At 68.2% G+C, this 16,974-nt stretch carries 13 protein-coding genes; 6 read left to right on the top strand and 7 right to left on the bottom strand.

The genetic code is table 11. The features are described 5' to 3' along the window. Window positions 1–192: 192 nt before the first annotated feature. From C8J42_RS15555 to C8J42_RS15530, 6 genes are all read left to right on the top strand, one after another. Window positions 193–546, top strand: coding sequence for a MarR family winged helix-turn-helix transcriptional regulator (locus C8J42_RS15555; RefSeq protein WP_243644499.1), 354 nt, complete (start codon window positions 193–195; stop codon window positions 544–546). Window positions 547–556: 10 nt separating this feature from the next. After that, entirely contained in the window at window positions 557–2,599 is a 2,043-nt protein-coding gene (locus C8J42_RS15550; protein WP_133020797.1) for an FUSC family protein, read from the top strand. Then, on the top strand, window positions 2,596–2,802 hold the full coding sequence (locus C8J42_RS15545; RefSeq protein ID WP_133020796.1) for a DUF1656 domain-containing protein: 207 nt from the start codon (window positions 2,596–2,598) through the stop codon (window positions 2,800–2,802). The genes C8J42_RS15550 and C8J42_RS15545 overlap by 4 nt, the downstream gene beginning before the upstream one ends. Continuing rightward, complete coding sequence (locus C8J42_RS15540) at window positions 2,799–3,701, top strand: efflux RND transporter periplasmic adaptor subunit (RefSeq protein ID WP_133020795.1); 903 nt, start codon at window positions 2,799–2,801, stop codon at window positions 3,699–3,701. The genes C8J42_RS15545 and C8J42_RS15540 overlap by 4 nt, the downstream gene beginning before the upstream one ends. A gap of 101 nt (window positions 3,702–3,802) precedes the next feature. Beyond that, window positions 3,803–5,245: a TolC family protein gene (locus C8J42_RS15535; protein WP_243644497.1), complete on the top strand. Its 1,443-nt coding sequence runs from the start codon at window positions 3,803–3,805 to the stop codon at window positions 5,243–5,245. Beyond that, complete coding sequence (locus C8J42_RS15530; RefSeq protein ID WP_133020794.1) at window positions 5,242–6,741, top strand: DHA2 family efflux MFS transporter permease subunit; 1,500 nt, start codon at window positions 5,242–5,244, stop codon at window positions 6,739–6,741. Before C8J42_RS15535 ends, C8J42_RS15530 begins: the two co-directional genes overlap by 4 nt. 76 nt (window positions 6,742–6,817) lie before the next feature. Here the strand turns inward: C8J42_RS15530 and mdoH are convergent, their stop codons facing one another. The 7 genes from mdoH to kdpB form a co-directional block, all read right to left on the bottom strand. After that, window positions 6,818–8,641, bottom strand: coding sequence for a glucans biosynthesis glucosyltransferase MdoH (gene mdoH, locus C8J42_RS15525; RefSeq protein WP_243644495.1), 1,824 nt, complete (start codon window positions 8,639–8,641; stop codon window positions 6,818–6,820). Beyond that, entirely contained in the window at window positions 8,641–10,134 is a 1,494-nt protein-coding gene (locus C8J42_RS15520; RefSeq protein WP_133020793.1) for a glucan biosynthesis protein, read from the bottom strand. Before C8J42_RS15520 ends, mdoH begins: the two co-directional genes overlap by 1 nt. 89 nt (window positions 10,135–10,223) lie before the next feature. Next, entirely contained in the window at window positions 10,224–10,469 is a 246-nt protein-coding gene (locus C8J42_RS15515; RefSeq protein ID WP_133020792.1) for a hypothetical protein, read from the bottom strand. 267 nt (window positions 10,470–10,736) lie between these two features. Next, complete coding sequence (locus C8J42_RS15510; RefSeq protein ID WP_133020791.1) at window positions 10,737–11,426, bottom strand: response regulator transcription factor; 690 nt, start codon at window positions 11,424–11,426, stop codon at window positions 10,737–10,739. Further along, a complete protein-coding gene (locus C8J42_RS15505) occupies window positions 11,423–14,083 on the bottom strand; it encodes a sensor histidine kinase KdpD (RefSeq protein ID WP_133020790.1) in 2,661 nt (886 codons plus the stop codon). The genes C8J42_RS15510 and C8J42_RS15505 overlap by 4 nt, the downstream gene beginning before the upstream one ends. Beyond that, entirely contained in the window at window positions 14,080–14,655 is a 576-nt protein-coding gene (gene kdpC / locus C8J42_RS15500; protein ID WP_133020789.1) for a potassium-transporting ATPase subunit KdpC, read from the bottom strand. The genes C8J42_RS15505 and kdpC overlap by 4 nt, the downstream gene beginning before the upstream one ends. A 277-nt stretch (window positions 14,656–14,932) precedes the next feature. Then, window positions 14,933–16,963, bottom strand: coding sequence for a potassium-transporting ATPase subunit KdpB (gene kdpB / locus C8J42_RS15495; RefSeq protein ID WP_133020788.1), 2,031 nt, complete (start codon window positions 16,961–16,963; stop codon window positions 14,933–14,935). Window positions 16,964–16,974: the final 11 nt, after the last annotated feature.

Below are 16,974 nucleotides of genomic sequence, written 5' to 3'. Positions count from 1 at the left end.
GAGGTGCCAATAGGTTTGGTACCAATCCTAACATTTCCGTCACAAACCGATTCCGCATTGCAGCACACGCAATCGCCATTACTTAGCATGCTAATGACTTCCCCCCGCGCCATTCTCGAGTCGTCCTACGCCCGCACCCTTCTACCGCTTGCAAGGATGTGGCGGCGGGCAGCCGATCGAGCATTGCGAGACATGAACGTCTCCGCATCGACCGGCTGGGCGCTCGTCCAGGTCGGAAGGCTCGGCGACGACGTGCGCCAAACCGACCTCGCGCAGCAACTCGACGTGACGCAGGCGTCGCTCGTCCGCTCGATCGACCAGATGTCGGCCGCCAACCTCGTCGAGCGTCGCCGCGACCCTGCCGACGCACGCGTCAGCCGGATTCGCCTGACCGATCACGGCCGCGCGCTCGTCACCACGATCGAGGCGAAGTTCGCCAGCCTGCGCGCGGGGATGCTCGACGACGTGTCCGACGACGATCTCGCCACCGCGTTGCACGTCGCGGAGCGGCTCGGCGCGCGGTTTACGGCGGATCACGCGCGATGAGCCCGGCACGATGAACCTCACCCGGTTCGGCGGGAAGGAAGCGCTCTTCTCGGTCAAGTGCCTGATCGCGGCGTTCCTGGCCTATTACATCGCGCTCAGGATCGGGCTGACGCGTCCCTATTGGGCGGTGACGACGTCGTACATCGTCGCGCAGCCGCTGGCGGGTGCGGTGCTGTCGAAGGCGGTGTTCCGCGTCGCCGGTACGGTGCTGGGCGCGGCTGCCGCGGTGGTGCTGGTACCGAATCTGGTCAACGCGCCCGAGCTTCTCTCGCTCGGCCTGGCGCTGTGGCTCGGGCTGTGCCTGTATATCTCGCTGCTCGACCGGACGCCGCGCGCCTATCTGTTCCTGCTCGCGGGCTACACCGCCAGCATCATCGGTTTTCCGTCGGTAACGACCCCGGGTGCGGTGTTCACGATCGCCGCGTTGCGCGTGCAGGAGATCACGATCGGCATCCTGTGCGGGAGCCTGATCCACGGCTTCGTCTTCCCGCAGACCGTGACCGCGACGCTGCTCGCGCGGATCGACGCGATCCTGGCCGATGCCGAGCGCTGGTCGCGGGATTCGCTGGCGGGGGCATCCGATGCCGCGCTCGACCGCGATCGCCGTCGCCTCGCGCTCGATATCAACGAGCTTCACCAATTGTCCATCCACCTGCCGTTCGACACCGCGCGCCTGCTGCCGCGTACGCGGACGCTGCGCACACTCCAGGCCGAACTGTCGATGCTGCTGCCCCTGGCGAGCGCGGTCGACGACCGGATCGTCGAACTGAAGCGCGGTGCCGACGCGCCCCGCCCCGAAGCGCTCGCGCTGATCGAGGACGTCCGCGAATGGCTGCGCGATCCGCCGCCCGTCACGGAGCGTGGCGCGACAGCGGACGCACTGATCGAACGCGCCCGCGTCCTCGAACCGGTGGTGGGCGATACGCTCATCTGGCGTGATGCGTTGCGGCTCAGCCTGCTCGCGCGGCTCGGCGAACTGGTCGACGCACACCGTAACGCGCGCGACCTGCGCGACCAGATGCGCTCGCCATCGCGCGCACCGGTCACGCCTGCGGTCGCACGGCTGCTCGCCCGGATCGCCAAGCGACCGCTCCACCGCGACCGGGGTATCGCACTCCGCGCCGCCGCGGGCACCGTCGCGACCATCCTGCTCGGCTGCGTCTTCTGGATCGGTACGGGCTGGTCGGACGGGGCGGGCGCGGTGCTGATCGCGGGCGTGTGCTGCGCGCTGTTCGGCAACAGCGACGACCCCGCACCATCGATCCTGGCGTTCTTCTACGGCACGATCATCGGGCTGGTCATATCCGCCATCTACGCCTTCGCCATCCTGCCGCGCGTGACCGATTTCGTGACGCTCGCCGCCGTGCTCGCACCACCTATGCTCATCGGAGGGATGTTTCTCGCCCGACCGGCGACCTTGCTGATGACGCTCGGCGGCTTGCTCGGAGCGCTGAACACGGTCGGCCTGAACGACCGGTTCGGCGGCAGCTTCGACGCGTTCCTCAACGGCGGCATCGCGCAGTTGATCGGCACGCTGTTCGCGGTCGTCACCGTCGGCCTGTTCCAGACCATCGGCGCGGATACCAGCGCGCGGCGACTGATCCGCGCAGGCTGGCGCGAACTGGCGGCGCGCAGCGACTCGATGAGCCGCCCCGACGCGGCGGGCTGGATCGCCCGGATGCTCGACCGCATCGGCCTGCTCGCCCCGCGCCTCGCGTTGCAGGGCGAGGATCCGGGCAAGCCGCTGCTCGACGCCTTGACCGATCTGCGCGTCGGCGTCGCGGTCGGCGAACTCAAGCAGTTGCGGATGGATGGCTCCCCCGACGAGGCCGCGGTGATCACGCCGGTCCTTCGTGGTATCGGCGCGCATTACCGTGCGTTACGTCCGGATGAGCCCGCGCCACCTGAACCCGACCTGCTCGCCGGAATCGACGCCGCGATGAGAGGTTTCGCGACCAGCACGCCCGATCGCCACCGTACCGGCGTGCTCGCGCTGACCTCGCTACGCCGTAATCTTTTCCCGTCGGCACCAGCGTATGGAGCAGCCGCATGACCGGCGAAATCTCGATCGGCGGCGTCTATCTGCCGAGCGTCCTGCTGCTCGCCGTCGCCGCCGTCATCCTGACCGGCATCGCCACGCGGCTGCTCGCGTTCGCCGGCGCCTACCGCGTGGTGACGTATCGACCGCTCGTCGATCTCGCGCTGTTCATCCTCATCCTCGGGCTGCTCGCCCTGCTGACCGGACCTTCCGCATGACCTCTTCCCGCCTCAAGTCGCTGTTCGCCCCGCTGGGTCGCTCGGCCGTCACGCTGATCATCGTCGCGCTCGCGGTGCTGGTCGCGCTGTGGCTGTGGAAGCGGTACGAGACCGATCCGTGGACGCGCGACGGGCATATCCGCGCCGATATCGTCCGCGTGACGCCCGACGTCGCGGGTCTCGTCACGCAGGTCGCGGTGCACGACAACCAGGCGGTGAAGCCGGGCGACATCCTGTTCGTGGTCGATCGCCCCCGCTTTCAGCTGACGCTGGCGCAGTCCGACGCGTCGATCGCAAGCGCGCGTGCGACGCTATTGCAGGCTCGCCGTGAAGCACAGCGCGATCTGGCGCTTGGCGACCTGGTGGCCAAGGAAACGCACGAGCAGAACGTCGCGCGCGTCGCCACCGCGTCGGCGGCTCTCGCACAGGCGCAGAGTGCGCGGTCGACCGCGGCGCTCAACCTCGCGCGGACGACGGTGCGTGCGACGGTGCACGGGATCGTCACCAACCTCGATCTCCACCCCGGCGACTATATCGCAACCGGAACGCAGGCGATGGCGCTGGTCGACACCGATTCGCTGCGCGTCGAGGGCTATTTCGAGGAAACCAAGCTCGGCAGCATCCATCTCGGCGATCCGGTAATCGTCCACCTGATGGGCGAGCCACAAGCGCTGCACGGCCGCGTCGACAGCATCGCCGCGGGGATCAACGACAGCGAGCGGACCAACACGACGAACCTGCTGCCGAACGTGAATCCGACGTTCAACTGGGTGCGGCTGGCGCAGCGTATCCCGGTGCGGGTGAAGCTGACCAGCGTGCCGAAGGGAACGCAGCTGATCGTGGGCCGCACCGCGACGGTAACGGTCCAGCCGCGCGTCGCACCGGGGACGACGGCATGATGTTCGGTCGCCATCTCACGTCGCTTAGAAACGCCCCTTCTTCCCCCCTCCCTGAAAGGGAGGGGCCGGGGGTGGGTAGGCTTCCACAAATCCGAACCGTTGTGGCACGAGCCGGCCTTCCCACCCCCAACCCCTCCCTTCCAGGGAGGGGAGCAGTTGCGGCAGCATTCGCGCTAGCCCTCGCCGCCTGCACCACCGCCGGCCCGAAATACGCCCTCCCCGAGTCCGCAGTCGTCAACCGCCCCTCCGCCCAAGGCACTTTCGACAGCGGCCACGAGAAGGCGTTCGCCAACGCCCCCCTCCCCGACCATTGGTGGCAACTCTACGGCGACGCCCGCCTCGACTCGTTCGTCACCGAAGCGCTCGCCGCCAACACCGACCTCCGCGCCGCCGACGCCAACCTGCGCCGCGCCGACGCAGTCGTCGCCGAAATCGCAGCTGGCCGCACGCTGTCGACCGTCCTCGGCGGCGGCACCTCCCTCGACCGCCCCTATACGACCGGCGGCAGCCTGCCCGGCACGCTCGACTACAACCTCGGCATCACGCTCGCCTACCCACTCGACCTGTCGGGCCGCATCCGCCGCGCAATCGAGGCGGCCCAAGGCGATGCCGAGGCCGTCGCCGCCGCGCGCGACAACGTCCGCGTGACGGTCGCCGCCGAAACCGCGCGCAGCTATGCCACCGCCTGCACGGCCAACATGGTGCTCGCCGCGAACAACCGCATCCTCGCACTGCAACGCCAGACGCTCAACGTCACGCAACGCCTGCAACGCGGCGGCCGCGGTACCGCATTCGACGTGACGCGCGCGCGGACCGCGGTCGACCAGAGCGAGGCGTTGATCCCGTCGCAGGTCGCGACGCGCACCGCCGCGCTGTACCGGCTCGCCACGCTGATGGGCCGCGCGCCAGCGGACTATCCGCGGGACGTCGAGACTTGTGCCAAGCCGCCCGCGCTAGACCGGCCATTGCCGATCGGCGATGGCAGCGCGCTGATTCAGCGCCGTCCCGACATACGCCAGGCCGAACGCTCGCTTGCCGCCGCGACCGCGCGGATCGGCGTCGCTACGGCCAACCTCTATCCGCAGGTCAGCCTAGGCGGCTCGGCCGGGTTCACCGGGCCGGTGTCGTCGCTCGGCTCGACCAATGCGTTCCATCTCGGGCTTGGACCGCTGATCAGCTGGAGCTTCCCCAACCGCCCAGTCATCCGCGCGCAGATTGCCCAGGCCGGCGCCAGCGCGGACCAGGCGCTCGCGCAGTTCGATTCGACCACGCTCGAAGCGCTCCGCCAGACCGAGACCGCACTGTCCGCCTATGCGCGCGAAGGCGATCGCAATGCGTCATTACGCCGTGCGCAGGCGAGCGCCGCACGCGCCGCGGATCAGGCCGGCACGCTGTACCGCTTCGGCCGCACCGACTTCCTGTCGCTGCTGACCGCGCAGGCCGCGCTGACCACCGCGCAGGCCAACCTCGCCGCATCCGACGCGCTGCTGGTCGATCGCCAGGTCGACGTCTTCAAGGCGCTGGGCGGGGGGTGGCAGGCATGAGGCTGCGTCGCCGTGGGCTGGCGTCGATCAACAGCGAAATTCGCGACGGCATCATGCCCGCTGCCGACACTATCGCGCGCGTCGCCAAGGACCCGGACGCGCTGCCGCATACGCCGAGCAACTACCGCGTTACCGCGCTGATCATCGCCTGCGCGCTGTTCATGGAGCAGATGGACTCGACCGTGCTCGCGACCGCGCTGCCGACGATGGCGCGCGATTTCGGCGTGCCCGCGACCAGCATGAGTTCGGCGCTGACCTCGTACCTGCTGGCGCTCGCGATCTTCATTCCCGCGAGCGGGCGCCTCGCCGACCGGTTCGGCTCGCGCACGATCTTCCGCGCGGCGATCCTCATTTTCGTCGGCGGATCGATGCTGTGCGGCCAGGCGACCAGCCTGCCGTTCATGATGGGCGCGCGTTTCCTGCAAGGGCTCGGCGGCGCGATGATGATCCCGATCGGCCGCCTCGTCCTGCTCCGCAGCGTCGCCAAGGAGGACATGGTCCAGGCGATGTCGTGGCTGATCATGCCCGCGCTGATCGGCCCGATCCTGGGGCCACCGGTCGGCGGCGCGATCGTGACGTATCTCGACTGGCGCTGGATCTTTTACCTCAACGTGCCGATCGGCCTGCTCGGCGTGATCCTGGTGACGCGCTTCATCGGCGAGGTCCGCGAGGACAAGCCGGCGCGCTTCGACATACCTGGCTTCATCCTGTCGGGCGTGTCGCTGGGCTGCCTGTTGTTCGGGTTCGAGATGACCAGCCGCACCGGCGAACTGTCGCGTGCGGTCGTGCTGATCGTCGCCGGGCTGATCGCAGGCGGGTTCTATATCCGCCATGCCAAGCACCGCAGCGATCCGATCCTGGACCTGTCGTTGATGCGGATCCCGACCTTCCGGCTGTCGGTGATCGGCGGATCGCTGACGCGCATCACGCAAGGCGCGCAGCCGTTCCTGCTGCCGATGATGCTCCAATTGGGCTTCGGAATGACCGCCGCGGCGAGCGGTGCGATCACGATCGCCGGCGCGATCGGCTCGCTGATGATGAAGAGCCTGGCCCCGCGCGTGCTCAGACGCTTCGGGTTCCGCAACAGCCTGATCGTCGGCGGCCTCTGCGCGAGTTCGGGCTACGCAGTCGCCGGGCTGTTTCGCCCGGACTGGCCGATCCCGGCCATCTTCGGCGTGCTGATGATCTCGGGGTTCTTCATGTCGTTCCAGTTCTCGGCGTACAACACGATCGCGTATGACGAGATTCCCTCGTCACGGATGAGCAGCGCGACCAGCTTCTACGCGACGTTCCAGCAGCTCATGCTCTCGCTCGGCATCTGCGTCGGCGCAGCGTCGCTGCATGTCGGAATGCTCGGGACGGGTGCGACGCGGCCGGCACTGGCGGACTTCACGCTGGCGTTCCTGGTGGTGACCGCGGTGTCGGCGTCGGCGACGATCTGGAACCGCCGGTTCGCGGTGGATGCGGGAGCCGAACTGAGCGGGCACAGGGCGTAACGCGCCGTCATCCTGACGAAGTCAGGATCCAGATCCAAGACGGAGGACGCTCAGTTACCCTGGGTCCTGACTTTCGTCAGGATGACGGGAGTTCGCTGGTGTGCGCGGGTAACGAAGGCCGCGAGAGCACCGAAACATGCTCGCCCGGCTCGACGAACATCCCGTGCGACAAGGCCCACCGCCCCGCCTTTTCGCTCGCGGTCAGCATCGTCAGGAACGGACTGAGCAACAACCCGAGCGTCACCGGCGCGAGCCACGCCGCGGTGACCGGCGCGAACGGCGTCACGAGCAACAACGCCACCCCCACCCCGACATGCCAGCGATACCGCGGCATAACGTCCGCCAGCGACAGTTCGTGCGCATCGCGGTTCTGCGGCGCCCAGCCGGACTTTCGCCCCATCAATATGCCGGCGAGATCCATCGTCTGGGTCAACGCGATCACCGGCGCTGACAGCATCGAGAACGGTACGTCGATCAGCACCGACCTGACGATCCCGCGCCGCCCGCCGAACCCCGCGCGCCGCTCCGCGTTCGAGATCGCCCAGATCACGCTCAGCAGCTTCGGCCCGAACAGCAGCAACAGCGTGACGAACAGCACCTGCAGCGAGGTCTGCGCCTCGACGATGTTGCGCTCGCCGATCAGCGCCTGCACGACGCTGGTCGCGATCATCAGCAGCCACACCGGCGAGGTGATGAACGCCGACGCGCCCATCAGCAATTGCAGCCGGCTGACCCAGTGGAACCCCGACGACGTCAGCAGGCTGAGATGCTGGATATTCCCCTGCGCCCAGCGCCGGTCGCGCACCGCCGCGTCGATCAGCGTCGGCGGATATTCCTCGAACGTCTCCTCGGTCATCAGCATGTGCACGCGCCAGCCGCGCCTGCGGAGCAGCGCCGCCTCGACCATGTCGTGGCTCATGATGACGCCGCCGAACGGCGCGCGCCCTGGCAGGTCGGGTAGCCCGCAACTCGATGCGAACGCCTCGATCCGGATCAGCGCATTATGTCCCCAGAATGTCGCCTCCGAGCCCGACCACCAGACCAGCCCGGCGGTGGAAATCGGACCATACAACCGACTGGCGAACTGCATCCAGCGCTGGAAGAACGTCACGCCGTTGATCACCGCCGGCACGGTCTGGAGGAGCGCCACCGCGGGCCGCCGTTCGAGGACCTGCGCCATGCCGATGATCGTGTTGCCGCCCATCAAACTGTCCGCGTCGAGCATCAGCATGTAGCGATAGCCGCCGCCGAACCGCCGGATCCACTCCGCCACGTTGCCGGGCTTGCGGCCGACGTTCACGGTCCGGCGGCGGTAATAGAGCGCACAGTCGAGAGCCGGCGCGAGACGCTCCCACGCCGCGACCTCGGCCGCTTCCGCCGCTTCGCCAGAATCGCTCAGGATAAAGATATCGAACCGGTCGGCGACACCGCCGGCGGCGATCGCGCGCGCCATCCAGGCGATCCGCTCGAACACCGCGTCGATGTCCTCGTTGTGGACCGGCATCAGGATCGCGGTGCGGCCCTCAAGCGGTTCGGACTGACGAGGCGTCGGGACGAACCCCGGATGCCCGCCGGTCATCAACAGCACGAAGCCGATCGCGGCGTTCATGAACCCGAACGCGATCCACGCGAACAGCGGAAAGAACAGCGCGAGCAACGCCGCGTCCCAGAAGCTCAATCCGTCGGCGAGCAGCGATTCCTGCACGGCCGATGACGCCGCGGTTGCCAGCAGCCCGGTCATCAGCACGAGGAGGATGCGACGCGCGAGCATGTCGTCGGAGGACACGACCATGCCCGGCCCGGGCTCGGGCGCGGACCAGGGCGGCGGCGGGCCGTCGAAACGCTGCGGGGGCATCTCGATCGGCGTTTCGCCCGGCATCATTGCGGGAAGCGCGGGCATCAGAAGATCGGGGTCAGGACGGTTTCGCTGAGCGCGCGGCCGCCACGCGTGAGGAACAGCCTGACGTCGGCGGGCCCTTGCGCATCGGGGGCCACGTCGGCGGTGACGCGCCAGCGGTTCTTCTGGCCGACGACGGGGTAGGCCGCGTTGGTGAGCACCTTACCGCGGACGACGTCGATCTTGGCGGTCACCCCGCTCTGCCGATCGAGGCCAGCGAGACCGTCGCCGATGAAATCGATCACGAGTTTCCGCGCGCCCTTGACCGGCTCGGCGCCCGGTCGGCCGGCGACGCCCTGCCAGCAATCGACGACGTGCGCGGTCGCGGCGACGGCGGTCGGATCGGTCGATTTCCACGACAGCGAGTAATCGAACTGCAACCGCTGCCCGGCCTTCGCAGGCGCGGCCGGGGTCCAGAACGAGACGACATTGTCGACCGTCTCGCTGTTGGTCGGGAACGCATAGAGCATTACCGCGCCCTTGCCCCAGTCGCCCTGCGGCTGGACCCACAGGTTCGGCCGGCGATCGTAGAACGCGCCGTCGTCCTGATAGTGATCGAAATTCCGGTCGCGCTGGATCAGCCCGAAGCCCTTGGGCGCCTGGTCCGCAAAACTGTCCAGCGTATCGTGCGGCGGGTTGTTGAGCGGACGCCAGATGCGTTCGCCGGCACCGGTGAGCAGCGCCAGACCGTCCGAATCGTGGATCTCGGGACGCCAGTCGACCGCCGCGGCGCGGTTGCCTTCGCCGTACCAGAACATGCTGGTCGCCGGCGCGATGCCGAGTCGTTCGATGTCGCGGCGGACGTTGAGCACGGACGAAACCTGCTGCTCGACGCCCGCGCCGGCAACATGGCGCGACTGGATGCGATACGCGCCGGTGACGCTCGCGCCGTCCATCAGCGCATAGATCGTGTACGCGTCCGCGCCGGTTCGCTCGATCCAGAATTCGGTGAAGTCGGGGAATTCCTCGCGGCCCGGCAGCCCGGTGTTGATCGCGAGCCCGCGCGCGGACAGGCCGTACTGGTCCTGCGCGCCGGCGGTCCGAAAATAGGACGCGCCCTGGAACGCCATCCAGTCGCTGGTCCCGCCCGGTGCCATCGCGCGGAACCCGGCGATGCCGAGCGCGGCGGCGTGGCCCTCTTCGGCCTCGAACAGGTCGCGCGAGAAGTCGATGCGGCGCGCTTGCCCGCCCTCGACGACGTTTATCGCGACCGGCATCGGCGCATAGCGGCCGAGCGGGAACAGGCGGATACCGCCCGCCAGCGTCTTGTCCGCGCGGAAGCGGATGCTGCCGACCTTGTCGTAATCGATCGCGGCGGCGGCGGCGACCTTGGCGGGGGCGGCGTATGGCTTGGTGGCGAGCGTCGCGGCGCGCTGCTGGAGCACGTCCCAAGAGAACGGCTCGGCCTTGCCGGGCGCTGCCCGCATCGCGGCGGCGGCCTGTGGGAGGACACCCAACAGACCAAGCGCGGTTACTACTTCGCGTCGACCGATCATGCAGAGCGCTCCCTTGTCGTCATCATGCTGCAATGCGGTAGCATAGTGACGGCGGGCGCGCGCGTCGACAGGTCCCGCGGCGGGCGCGCCTATCGCGCGGCGCGTTGCCAGCGGGCGCTGATCCTGACCGGGTCGTGGATGTGGCCGCCGACCACCAACAGCATCGCGCCGGCACTCGCGCAAACGAAGCCGGTCATGCCGAGCAGGAACACAAACGGGCCGGTTTCCGGGTGGAGGCGAGCGAGCGTGTGGACCGCGATGACGGCAATTGCGAGCAACAGGATTCCACTCGGCCGGAGACTGAGATCGGTGCGGAGGCGATGGGCGTCGGTCATGCGACACTTCAGCTATCGCCAGCGGCATATGCGTTCGAGATTGGTTTTGAGGGGGAGCCATAGTGCTTACATTGTGCGCAACCCCGTCATCCCGGCGAAAGCCGGGACCTCGCGCGGCAGGGGCGACCTACTGCGGGGATTCCCCGGCCTTCGCTAGTGACGGTTGGCTGCGTGCATTTACCAGCGAACCGACTGCTTCCTTGTTCTCCCGCGAAGGCGGGAGCCCAGTCTCGATCCCCGCCTTCGCGGGCAAACAAGTTTCTCAACTCAGGCGTCAACGAGGAGTCGGTACCCGATCCCGAGTTCGTTCGCGATGACCGTGCCGACGCCCCCGGTCCCCTCCAGCTTCTGACGGAGGTTACGCACCACGATACGGAGATACTCGATCCGCCGGTCGTGATCGGTCGGCCACGCCGCCTCCAGGATCCGCTGGTGCGTCACGACCCGCCCCGGATGCGCCGCGAGCGCCGACAGCACGTCGAACTCCTTCCGCGTCAGATGCGCTTCCTCGTTCCCGCGCCGGACGAGACGGTGTTCGAAATCGATCTCCACCCCATGCGCGCGCAGGACCGTCGGCCGAGACGTCGCCTCCCCTCGACCGCGCAAGGCGACCCGCAACCGCGCAAGCAGCTCTTCGGTATCGAACGGCTTCGTCACGTAATCCTCGGCCCCGAGATCGAGCGCGGCCACCTTCTGGTCGGTCGCCTCGCGCGCGGAGACGACGAGGATGATCGGATCGCCGAGCTTCTTCAGCAGCGGCACCAGTTCGAGTCCGTCGCGGTCGGGCAACCCCAGGTCCAGCAGCACCGCAGTCAACGGCCGCCTCCCCGCAATCCGCAGCGCCTCGCGCGCGTCGACCGCCTCCTCGACACCGTATCCCGCCCGTTCCAGTGTGTTCTTCAACAACCGCCGGATATGCAGTTCGTCGTCCACTATCAGGACCCTTTGTGTGCTCATATGTTCGCTCCGTCGGTGTCGCGGACGAGCAGCGCCACGGGGAAGCACAGGCTGAACCGTGCGCCCGTCAGGTCTTCGCGGTTGCTGGCTTCGACGGTCATCCCCATCGCTTCGGCGAATGCCTTGACGATCGCAAGCCCGAGGCCGGTGCCGCCGATCGCGCGGTCGGAGCCTTCGAGGCGGCGGAACGTCTCGAACACCTCCTTCTCGCGGCCGGGTGGCAAGCCCGGCCCCTGGTCGATCACCGACAGCCGGAGCATCCCGAAGCGGTGTTCCGCGCGTACCACGATCGGCGTCCCCGGATCGGCATAGCGGCCGGCATTGTCGAGCAGGTTGAGCAGGCAATGATGCAATAGTTGCGGGTCAACGCGGACCAGAGGAAGGTTCGGCGCAACGTCGAGTTCGATCGCGTGGCCTTCGAGCACGCGTTTCGTGTCGTGCACCGCGCCCGCCACCGCGTCGGTAAGGTCGGTCGGTTCGAGCCGCAACCGAAGCGCCCCCGCCTCGACGCGGGCCATGTCGAGCAGGTTGCCGACGAAGCGATTGAGCCGCGCCGCCTCGGTCTCGATCGTGTCGATCAGCTCGGGCGTGACGCCGCGGTGCAGTTCCGCCGCCGCCGCCATCACCGACGTCAGCGGCGTGCGCAGGTCGTGGCTGACCGACGACAGCAACGCCTGCCGCAACCGATCGCGCTCGCGCACCGCATCGACATCGCGCATCTCGACCTCCAGCCGCGCGCGTTCGAGCACGAGGGAGGCCTGATCGACGAGGCTCATGAGCAACGGCAACTGGTCCGACCGCACCGGATCGCCGCCAGCCTCACGCGCGAGCCCGAGCACCGCCAGCGTCCGCTCGCCCGAGCGCAACGGCTGGAAGAACCACTCCGACGCCGCCAGCGTACTCGACCCGCGACCGGCCGGCGCGCCCGTATCATAGGCCCATTGCGCGGCCGCCATCTCCATCGTTTCGAGCCGGTAATCCGCGCCGTTCGCTGCCTGCACCGCAAGGCCAGGGTCCTCCGCGACGAGGATCACCGCCCGCACGCCGAACAGCCGTCCGATCTCCTCGCAGATGGCGCGGGCGAGCGCGACCGGCTCGTTAAGCGAGGTCAGTTGACGCAGGAATCCGGCGAGTGCTGCGTTGGTGCGTGCGCTGGCGGCGGCGATGTCGGCCTGCGCACGGACGCGCGACGTGAGCTGGCTCGTCACGAACGCGATGCCGAGCAGCACGAGGATCGAGATCACGTTCTCGGGATTGTTGATCGTCAGCGTGCCGGTCGGCGGCAGGAAGAAGAAATTGTACGCGATCGACGAGGCGATCCCGGCGAACAACCCGGTACGCAGGCCGAACAGGCTCGCCGCGGCCATCACCGGGAGCAGATACAGCAGCGCGACGTTGCCGAGGTTGAGAATGTGGAACAGCGCGCTGGCGACGCCGGTGACACCCGCGACCATCGCCGTCGTCCAGGCGTAGCCCGCCTTGCTGCCCCATCCGCCGGACCGCACGCGCGTGCCCCCTGGCGCGGTGGGCGGGTCCATCGGCAAGACGTGGACGGCGATTCCCGGTGACTCGCGGACCATCTGGTCGACGACCGAGCCGTGGCGGAGTTCGAACCAGCGCGAACGGGTGGACTTGCCGACGACGAGCTGCGTCGCGCGCGCCTCGGTCGTGAAGGTCTTGAGGCCGTCGACCACCGACGTCGCGGGGACGGTCGCGACGTCGCCGCCGAGTTGCGTCGCCAGGTTGAAAACCGCGGCGAGCTGGCGGTGCTCGGGCTCGCCGAAGGTCTGCGCGCGGGGGGTTTCGATATATACTGCGGTCCACGGCGCGTGCATCGCGTCGGCGATCCGCTTGGTGGCGCGGACGAGCCCGAGCGCGCCGGGCAACTCGCTGATCGCGACGACGATCCGCTCGCCGCCCGCCCAGGTGCCGCCGACGCCCAATGCGCGGACGTGTTCGAGCATCTGCGCATCGACGGCTTGCGCGGCGCGGCGGAGCGCGAGTTCGCGTAAGGCGGACAGGTTCGACTTGGAGAAGAAGTGCGCGAGCGCGCGCGTCGCCTCGTGGGGAAGGTAGACCTTGCCCGCCTTCAGCCGCTCGATCAGTTCGTCCGGCGGGATGTCGACGACTTCGATCTCGGCCGCCTCGACGATGCTGTCGGGAACGGTCTCGCGGACGCGGACGCGCGTGAACGACGCGACGACGTCGTTGAGGCTCTCTATGTGCTGGATGTTGATCGTCGAATAGACATCGATGCCCGCGGCGAGCAGTTCCTCGACGTCCTGGTAGCGTTTCGGGTGGCGGCTGCCGGGCGCGTTGGTGTGGGCGAGTTCGTCGACCAGGACGAGCGTCGGCGCGCGGTCGAGGATGGCGTCGAGGTCCATCTCGTCGAGCGTGCGGCCTTCGTACGGGATCGCCTTGCGCGGGACAATCTCGTGGCCGCGCGTGAGCGCTTCGGTCTCGACGCGGCCGTGCGTCTCGACCACGCCGATGACGATATCGACGCCTGCGCGGCGACGTTCCGCGCCTTCGGAGAGCATCTCGTAGGTTTTCCCGACACCGGGGGCGGCGCCGAGGAAGATCTTCAGACGGCCGCGACCCTCCTGCGACGCCTGTCGCAGAAGGGCCTCGGGTGATGGCCGCGTGTCGTCGTTCAACGCGTTGCGTCGAGGGCGCGGTTGAGGGCGAAGACGTTGACGCGCGGTTCGCCAAGGATGCCGAGCAGCGGGCCCTCGACGTTGGCGGTGACCAGCGCGCGGACCTTGTCGGTGGGCAGGCCGCGGGTACGCGCGACGCGATTGATCTGCGCATAGGCCGAGGCCGGCGACAGGTCAGGATCGAGACCCGAACCAGAGGCGGTGGCGAGATCGGCGGGGAGCGGTCCGGTCACGCCTTCCGCGCGACGCTTGGCGACATCGGCCTTGGTGCGATCGACGAGCGCCTGGCTGGTCGGGCCGTAGTTCGAGCCGGACGATGCAAGGCCGTCATAGCCCTTGCCGGCGGCGGAGGGGCGCGTCTGGAAATAGCGATCGGTGGTGAAGGCCTGCCCGACGACGGTCGAGCCGATCGCCTTGCCGTTGGCCATGACGAGGCTGCCGTTCGCTTGGCTGGGGAAGATGGCTTGTCCGATGCCGGTCATGGCGAGTGGGTAGACGATCCCGAGCAGCAGCGCGAACAGGATCGTCATGACGAATGCCGGGCGGAGGGCGGAGGTGAAATCGGAGGTCATTCTGTCGTCTCCATGTGTCCCTGCGCAGGCGGGGACCCAGTCTGGGCACCCGCCTTCGCGGTTGAACAATTCTTTGGGGTGAGGGCGGTTGAGGGCGCACCTTGCACCTTCCCCCCTAGCTCCACCCCGGCGAAGGCCGGGGCCCAATTGGGAAACGTCGCCAACTCGAGTTGCGCTTCGTTACCGCGACCTTCCCACTTGGGCCCCGGCCTTCGCCGGGGTGGTGCTGGGTGCTGGTGTAAGAGTGCATGCACGCACGACGTGTCAGGCTTGGCCATCATGCCAGCCCCAAGGCGCCGACCAGAAGGTCGATCAGCTTGATCCCCACGAACGGCGCGATCAGCCCCCCCAGACCATACACCGCCAAGTTGCGCGCGAGCAGCGGCCCCGCGGCCATCGGCTTGTACGCGACGCCCTTGAGCGCGAGCGGCACCAGCATCGGGATGATGATCGCGTTGAAGATGATCGCCGACAGGATCGCGCTTTCGGGCGAACCCAGCCGCATCACGTTCAGCACGCCAAGCCCCGGATAGAGCGCGACGAACATCGCCGGGATGATCGCGAAATACTTCGCGACGTCGTTCGCCACCGAGAAGGTCGTCAGCGCACCGCGGGTCATCAGGAGTTGCTTCCCGAGGCCGACGATCTCGATCAGCTTGGTCGGATCGCTGTCGAGGTCGACCATGTTGCCGGCCTCGCGCGCGGCCTGCGTGCCGGTGTTCATTGCCACGCCGACGTCGGCTTGCGCCAGCGCGGGCGCGTCGTTGGTGCCGTCGCCGCACATCGCGACCAGCCTGCCCCCCTGCTGTTCCTTGCGGATCAGGTCGAGCTTGTCCTCGGGCGTCGCCTGCGCGAGGAAGTCGTCGACGCCCGCCTCGGCGGCGATCGCGGCGGCGGTGAGCGGGTTATCGCCGGTGATCATCACCGTGCGGATGCCCATCGCGCGCAGCTCGCCGAAGCGTTCGCGGATGCCGGCTTTCACGACGTCCTTGAGGAAGATCGCACCGAGCAACCGCCCATCGCGAGCGACCGCCAGCGGCGTGCCGCCTGCACGGGCGATCTCATCGGTGATCCGGCGCAGTTCGGTGGCCGCGGCGGTTGCCCCTGCCCCCGGATTGGCCTTCAAGATCGAGTCGACCGCGCCTTTCTGGATCAGCGAACCGCCGACGATCACGCCCGAGATTCGCGTCTGCGCGGTGAACGGGATGACCTCCGCATCGCCCGGCAGTTCGCTGGTCGTCACGCCGAACTTCTCGCGCGCCAGCACGACGATCGAGCGACCCTCGGGCGTTTCGTCGGCGAGGCTGGCGAGCAACGCCGCCTCAGCCAGATCCTCGTCACGCGTGCCGCCGACCGAGCGGAATTCGCTCGCCTGGCGATCGCCGATCGTGATCGTGCCGGTCTTGTCGAGCAGCAGCACGTCGATATCGCCCGCAGCCTCGACCGCACGACCCGACTTCGCCAGCACGTTGAAGCGCACCAGACGATCCATCCCCGCGATACCGATCGCCGACAGCAAGGCTGCGATCGTGGTCGGGATCAGCGTGATCAGCAGCGCCGCGAGGATCGCGACCGGCACGCGGCCGCCCGCATAGCTCGCGAAACCGGGGATCGTGCCGACCGCGATCAGGAAGATGATCGTCAGGCCGACGAGCAGCAGCGTCAGCGCGATCTCGTTCGGTGTCTTCTGCCGCTCGGCGCCCTCGACGAGTGCGATCATGCGGTCGAGAAAGCCTTCGCCGGGATTGGCGGTGACCTTGACCCTGATCTCGTCGGAAATGACGCGGGTGCCCGCCGTCACCGCCGAGCGATCGCCGCCCGCTTCGCGGATCACGGGTGCGCTCTCGCCGGTGATCGCGGCTTCGTTGACCGAGGCGACGCCCCAGACGACTTCGCCGTCGGCCGGGATCAGGTCGCCTATCGTGACGAGGACGATGTCGCCCGCGCGGAGCATGCTGGCGGGGACGGACTCGACCTGATCGCCCTTCATGCGGCGCGCGGTCAGTTCGGCCTTGGTCGCGCGCAACGACGCGGCCTGCGCCTTGCCGCGGCCTTCGGCGAGTGCTTCGGCGAAGGTGCCGAACAGCACGGTCAGCCACAGCCAGATCACCAGCTGGATCTTGAAGCCGACCGACAGCCCGTCGCCGCCGACATTGACGAGGATCGTCAGCAGCGTGGCGACGACGGCGGTGACGAACATCACCGGGTTGCGGATCAGCTGCCGCGGATCGAGCTTGCGGAAAGCGTCGCCGATCGCGGGAACGATCAAGTCGGCCGTGAACAGCGACTTGGTAGGGGTGCGTGCCATTTTGGCTTGTC

The organism is Sphingomonas sp. PP-CE-1A-559 (assembly GCF_004340965.1).
Classification (GTDB): Bacteria; Pseudomonadota; Alphaproteobacteria; order Sphingomonadales; family Sphingomonadaceae; genus Sphingomonas.
This window is presented reverse-complemented; position numbering and strand designations above follow the sequence as displayed.

What these genes read in the sequence shown, in the direction of transcription:
- C8J42_RS15515 (WP_133020792.1), bottom strand. Translation starts at nt 10,469, where the DNA reads ATGACCGACGCCCATCGCCTCCGCACCGATCTCAGTCTCCGGCCGAGT.
- C8J42_RS15550 (WP_133020797.1), top strand. Translation starts at nt 557, where the DNA reads ATGAACCTCACCCGGTTCGGCGGGAAGGAAGCGCTCTTCTCGGTCAAG.
- kdpC (WP_133020789.1), bottom strand. Translation starts at nt 14,655, where the DNA reads ATGACCTCCGATTTCACCTCCGCCCTCCGCCCGGCATTCGTCATGACG.
- C8J42_RS15520 (WP_133020793.1), bottom strand. Translation starts at nt 10,134, where the DNA reads ATGATCGGTCGACGCGAAGTAGTAACCGCGCTTGGTCTGTTGGGTGTC.
- C8J42_RS15540 (WP_133020795.1), top strand. Translation starts at nt 2,799, where the DNA reads ATGACCTCTTCCCGCCTCAAGTCGCTGTTCGCCCCGCTGGGTCGCTCG.
- C8J42_RS15530 (WP_133020794.1), top strand. Translation starts at nt 5,242, where the DNA reads ATGAGGCTGCGTCGCCGTGGGCTGGCGTCGATCAACAGCGAAATTCGC.
- C8J42_RS15545 (WP_133020796.1), top strand. Translation starts at nt 2,596, where the DNA reads ATGACCGGCGAAATCTCGATCGGCGGCGTCTATCTGCCGAGCGTCCTG.
- kdpB (WP_133020788.1), bottom strand. Translation starts at nt 16,963, where the DNA reads ATGGCACGCACCCCTACCAAGTCGCTGTTCACGGCCGACTTGATCGTT.
- C8J42_RS15510 (WP_133020791.1), bottom strand. Translation starts at nt 11,426, where the DNA reads ATGAGCACACAAAGGGTCCTGATAGTGGACGACGAACTGCATATCCGG.
- mdoH (WP_243644495.1), bottom strand. Translation starts at nt 8,641, where the DNA reads ATGCCCGCGCTTCCCGCAATGATGCCGGGCGAAACGCCGATCGAGATG.
- C8J42_RS15555 (WP_243644499.1), top strand. Translation starts at nt 193, where the DNA reads ATGAACGTCTCCGCATCGACCGGCTGGGCGCTCGTCCAGGTCGGAAGG.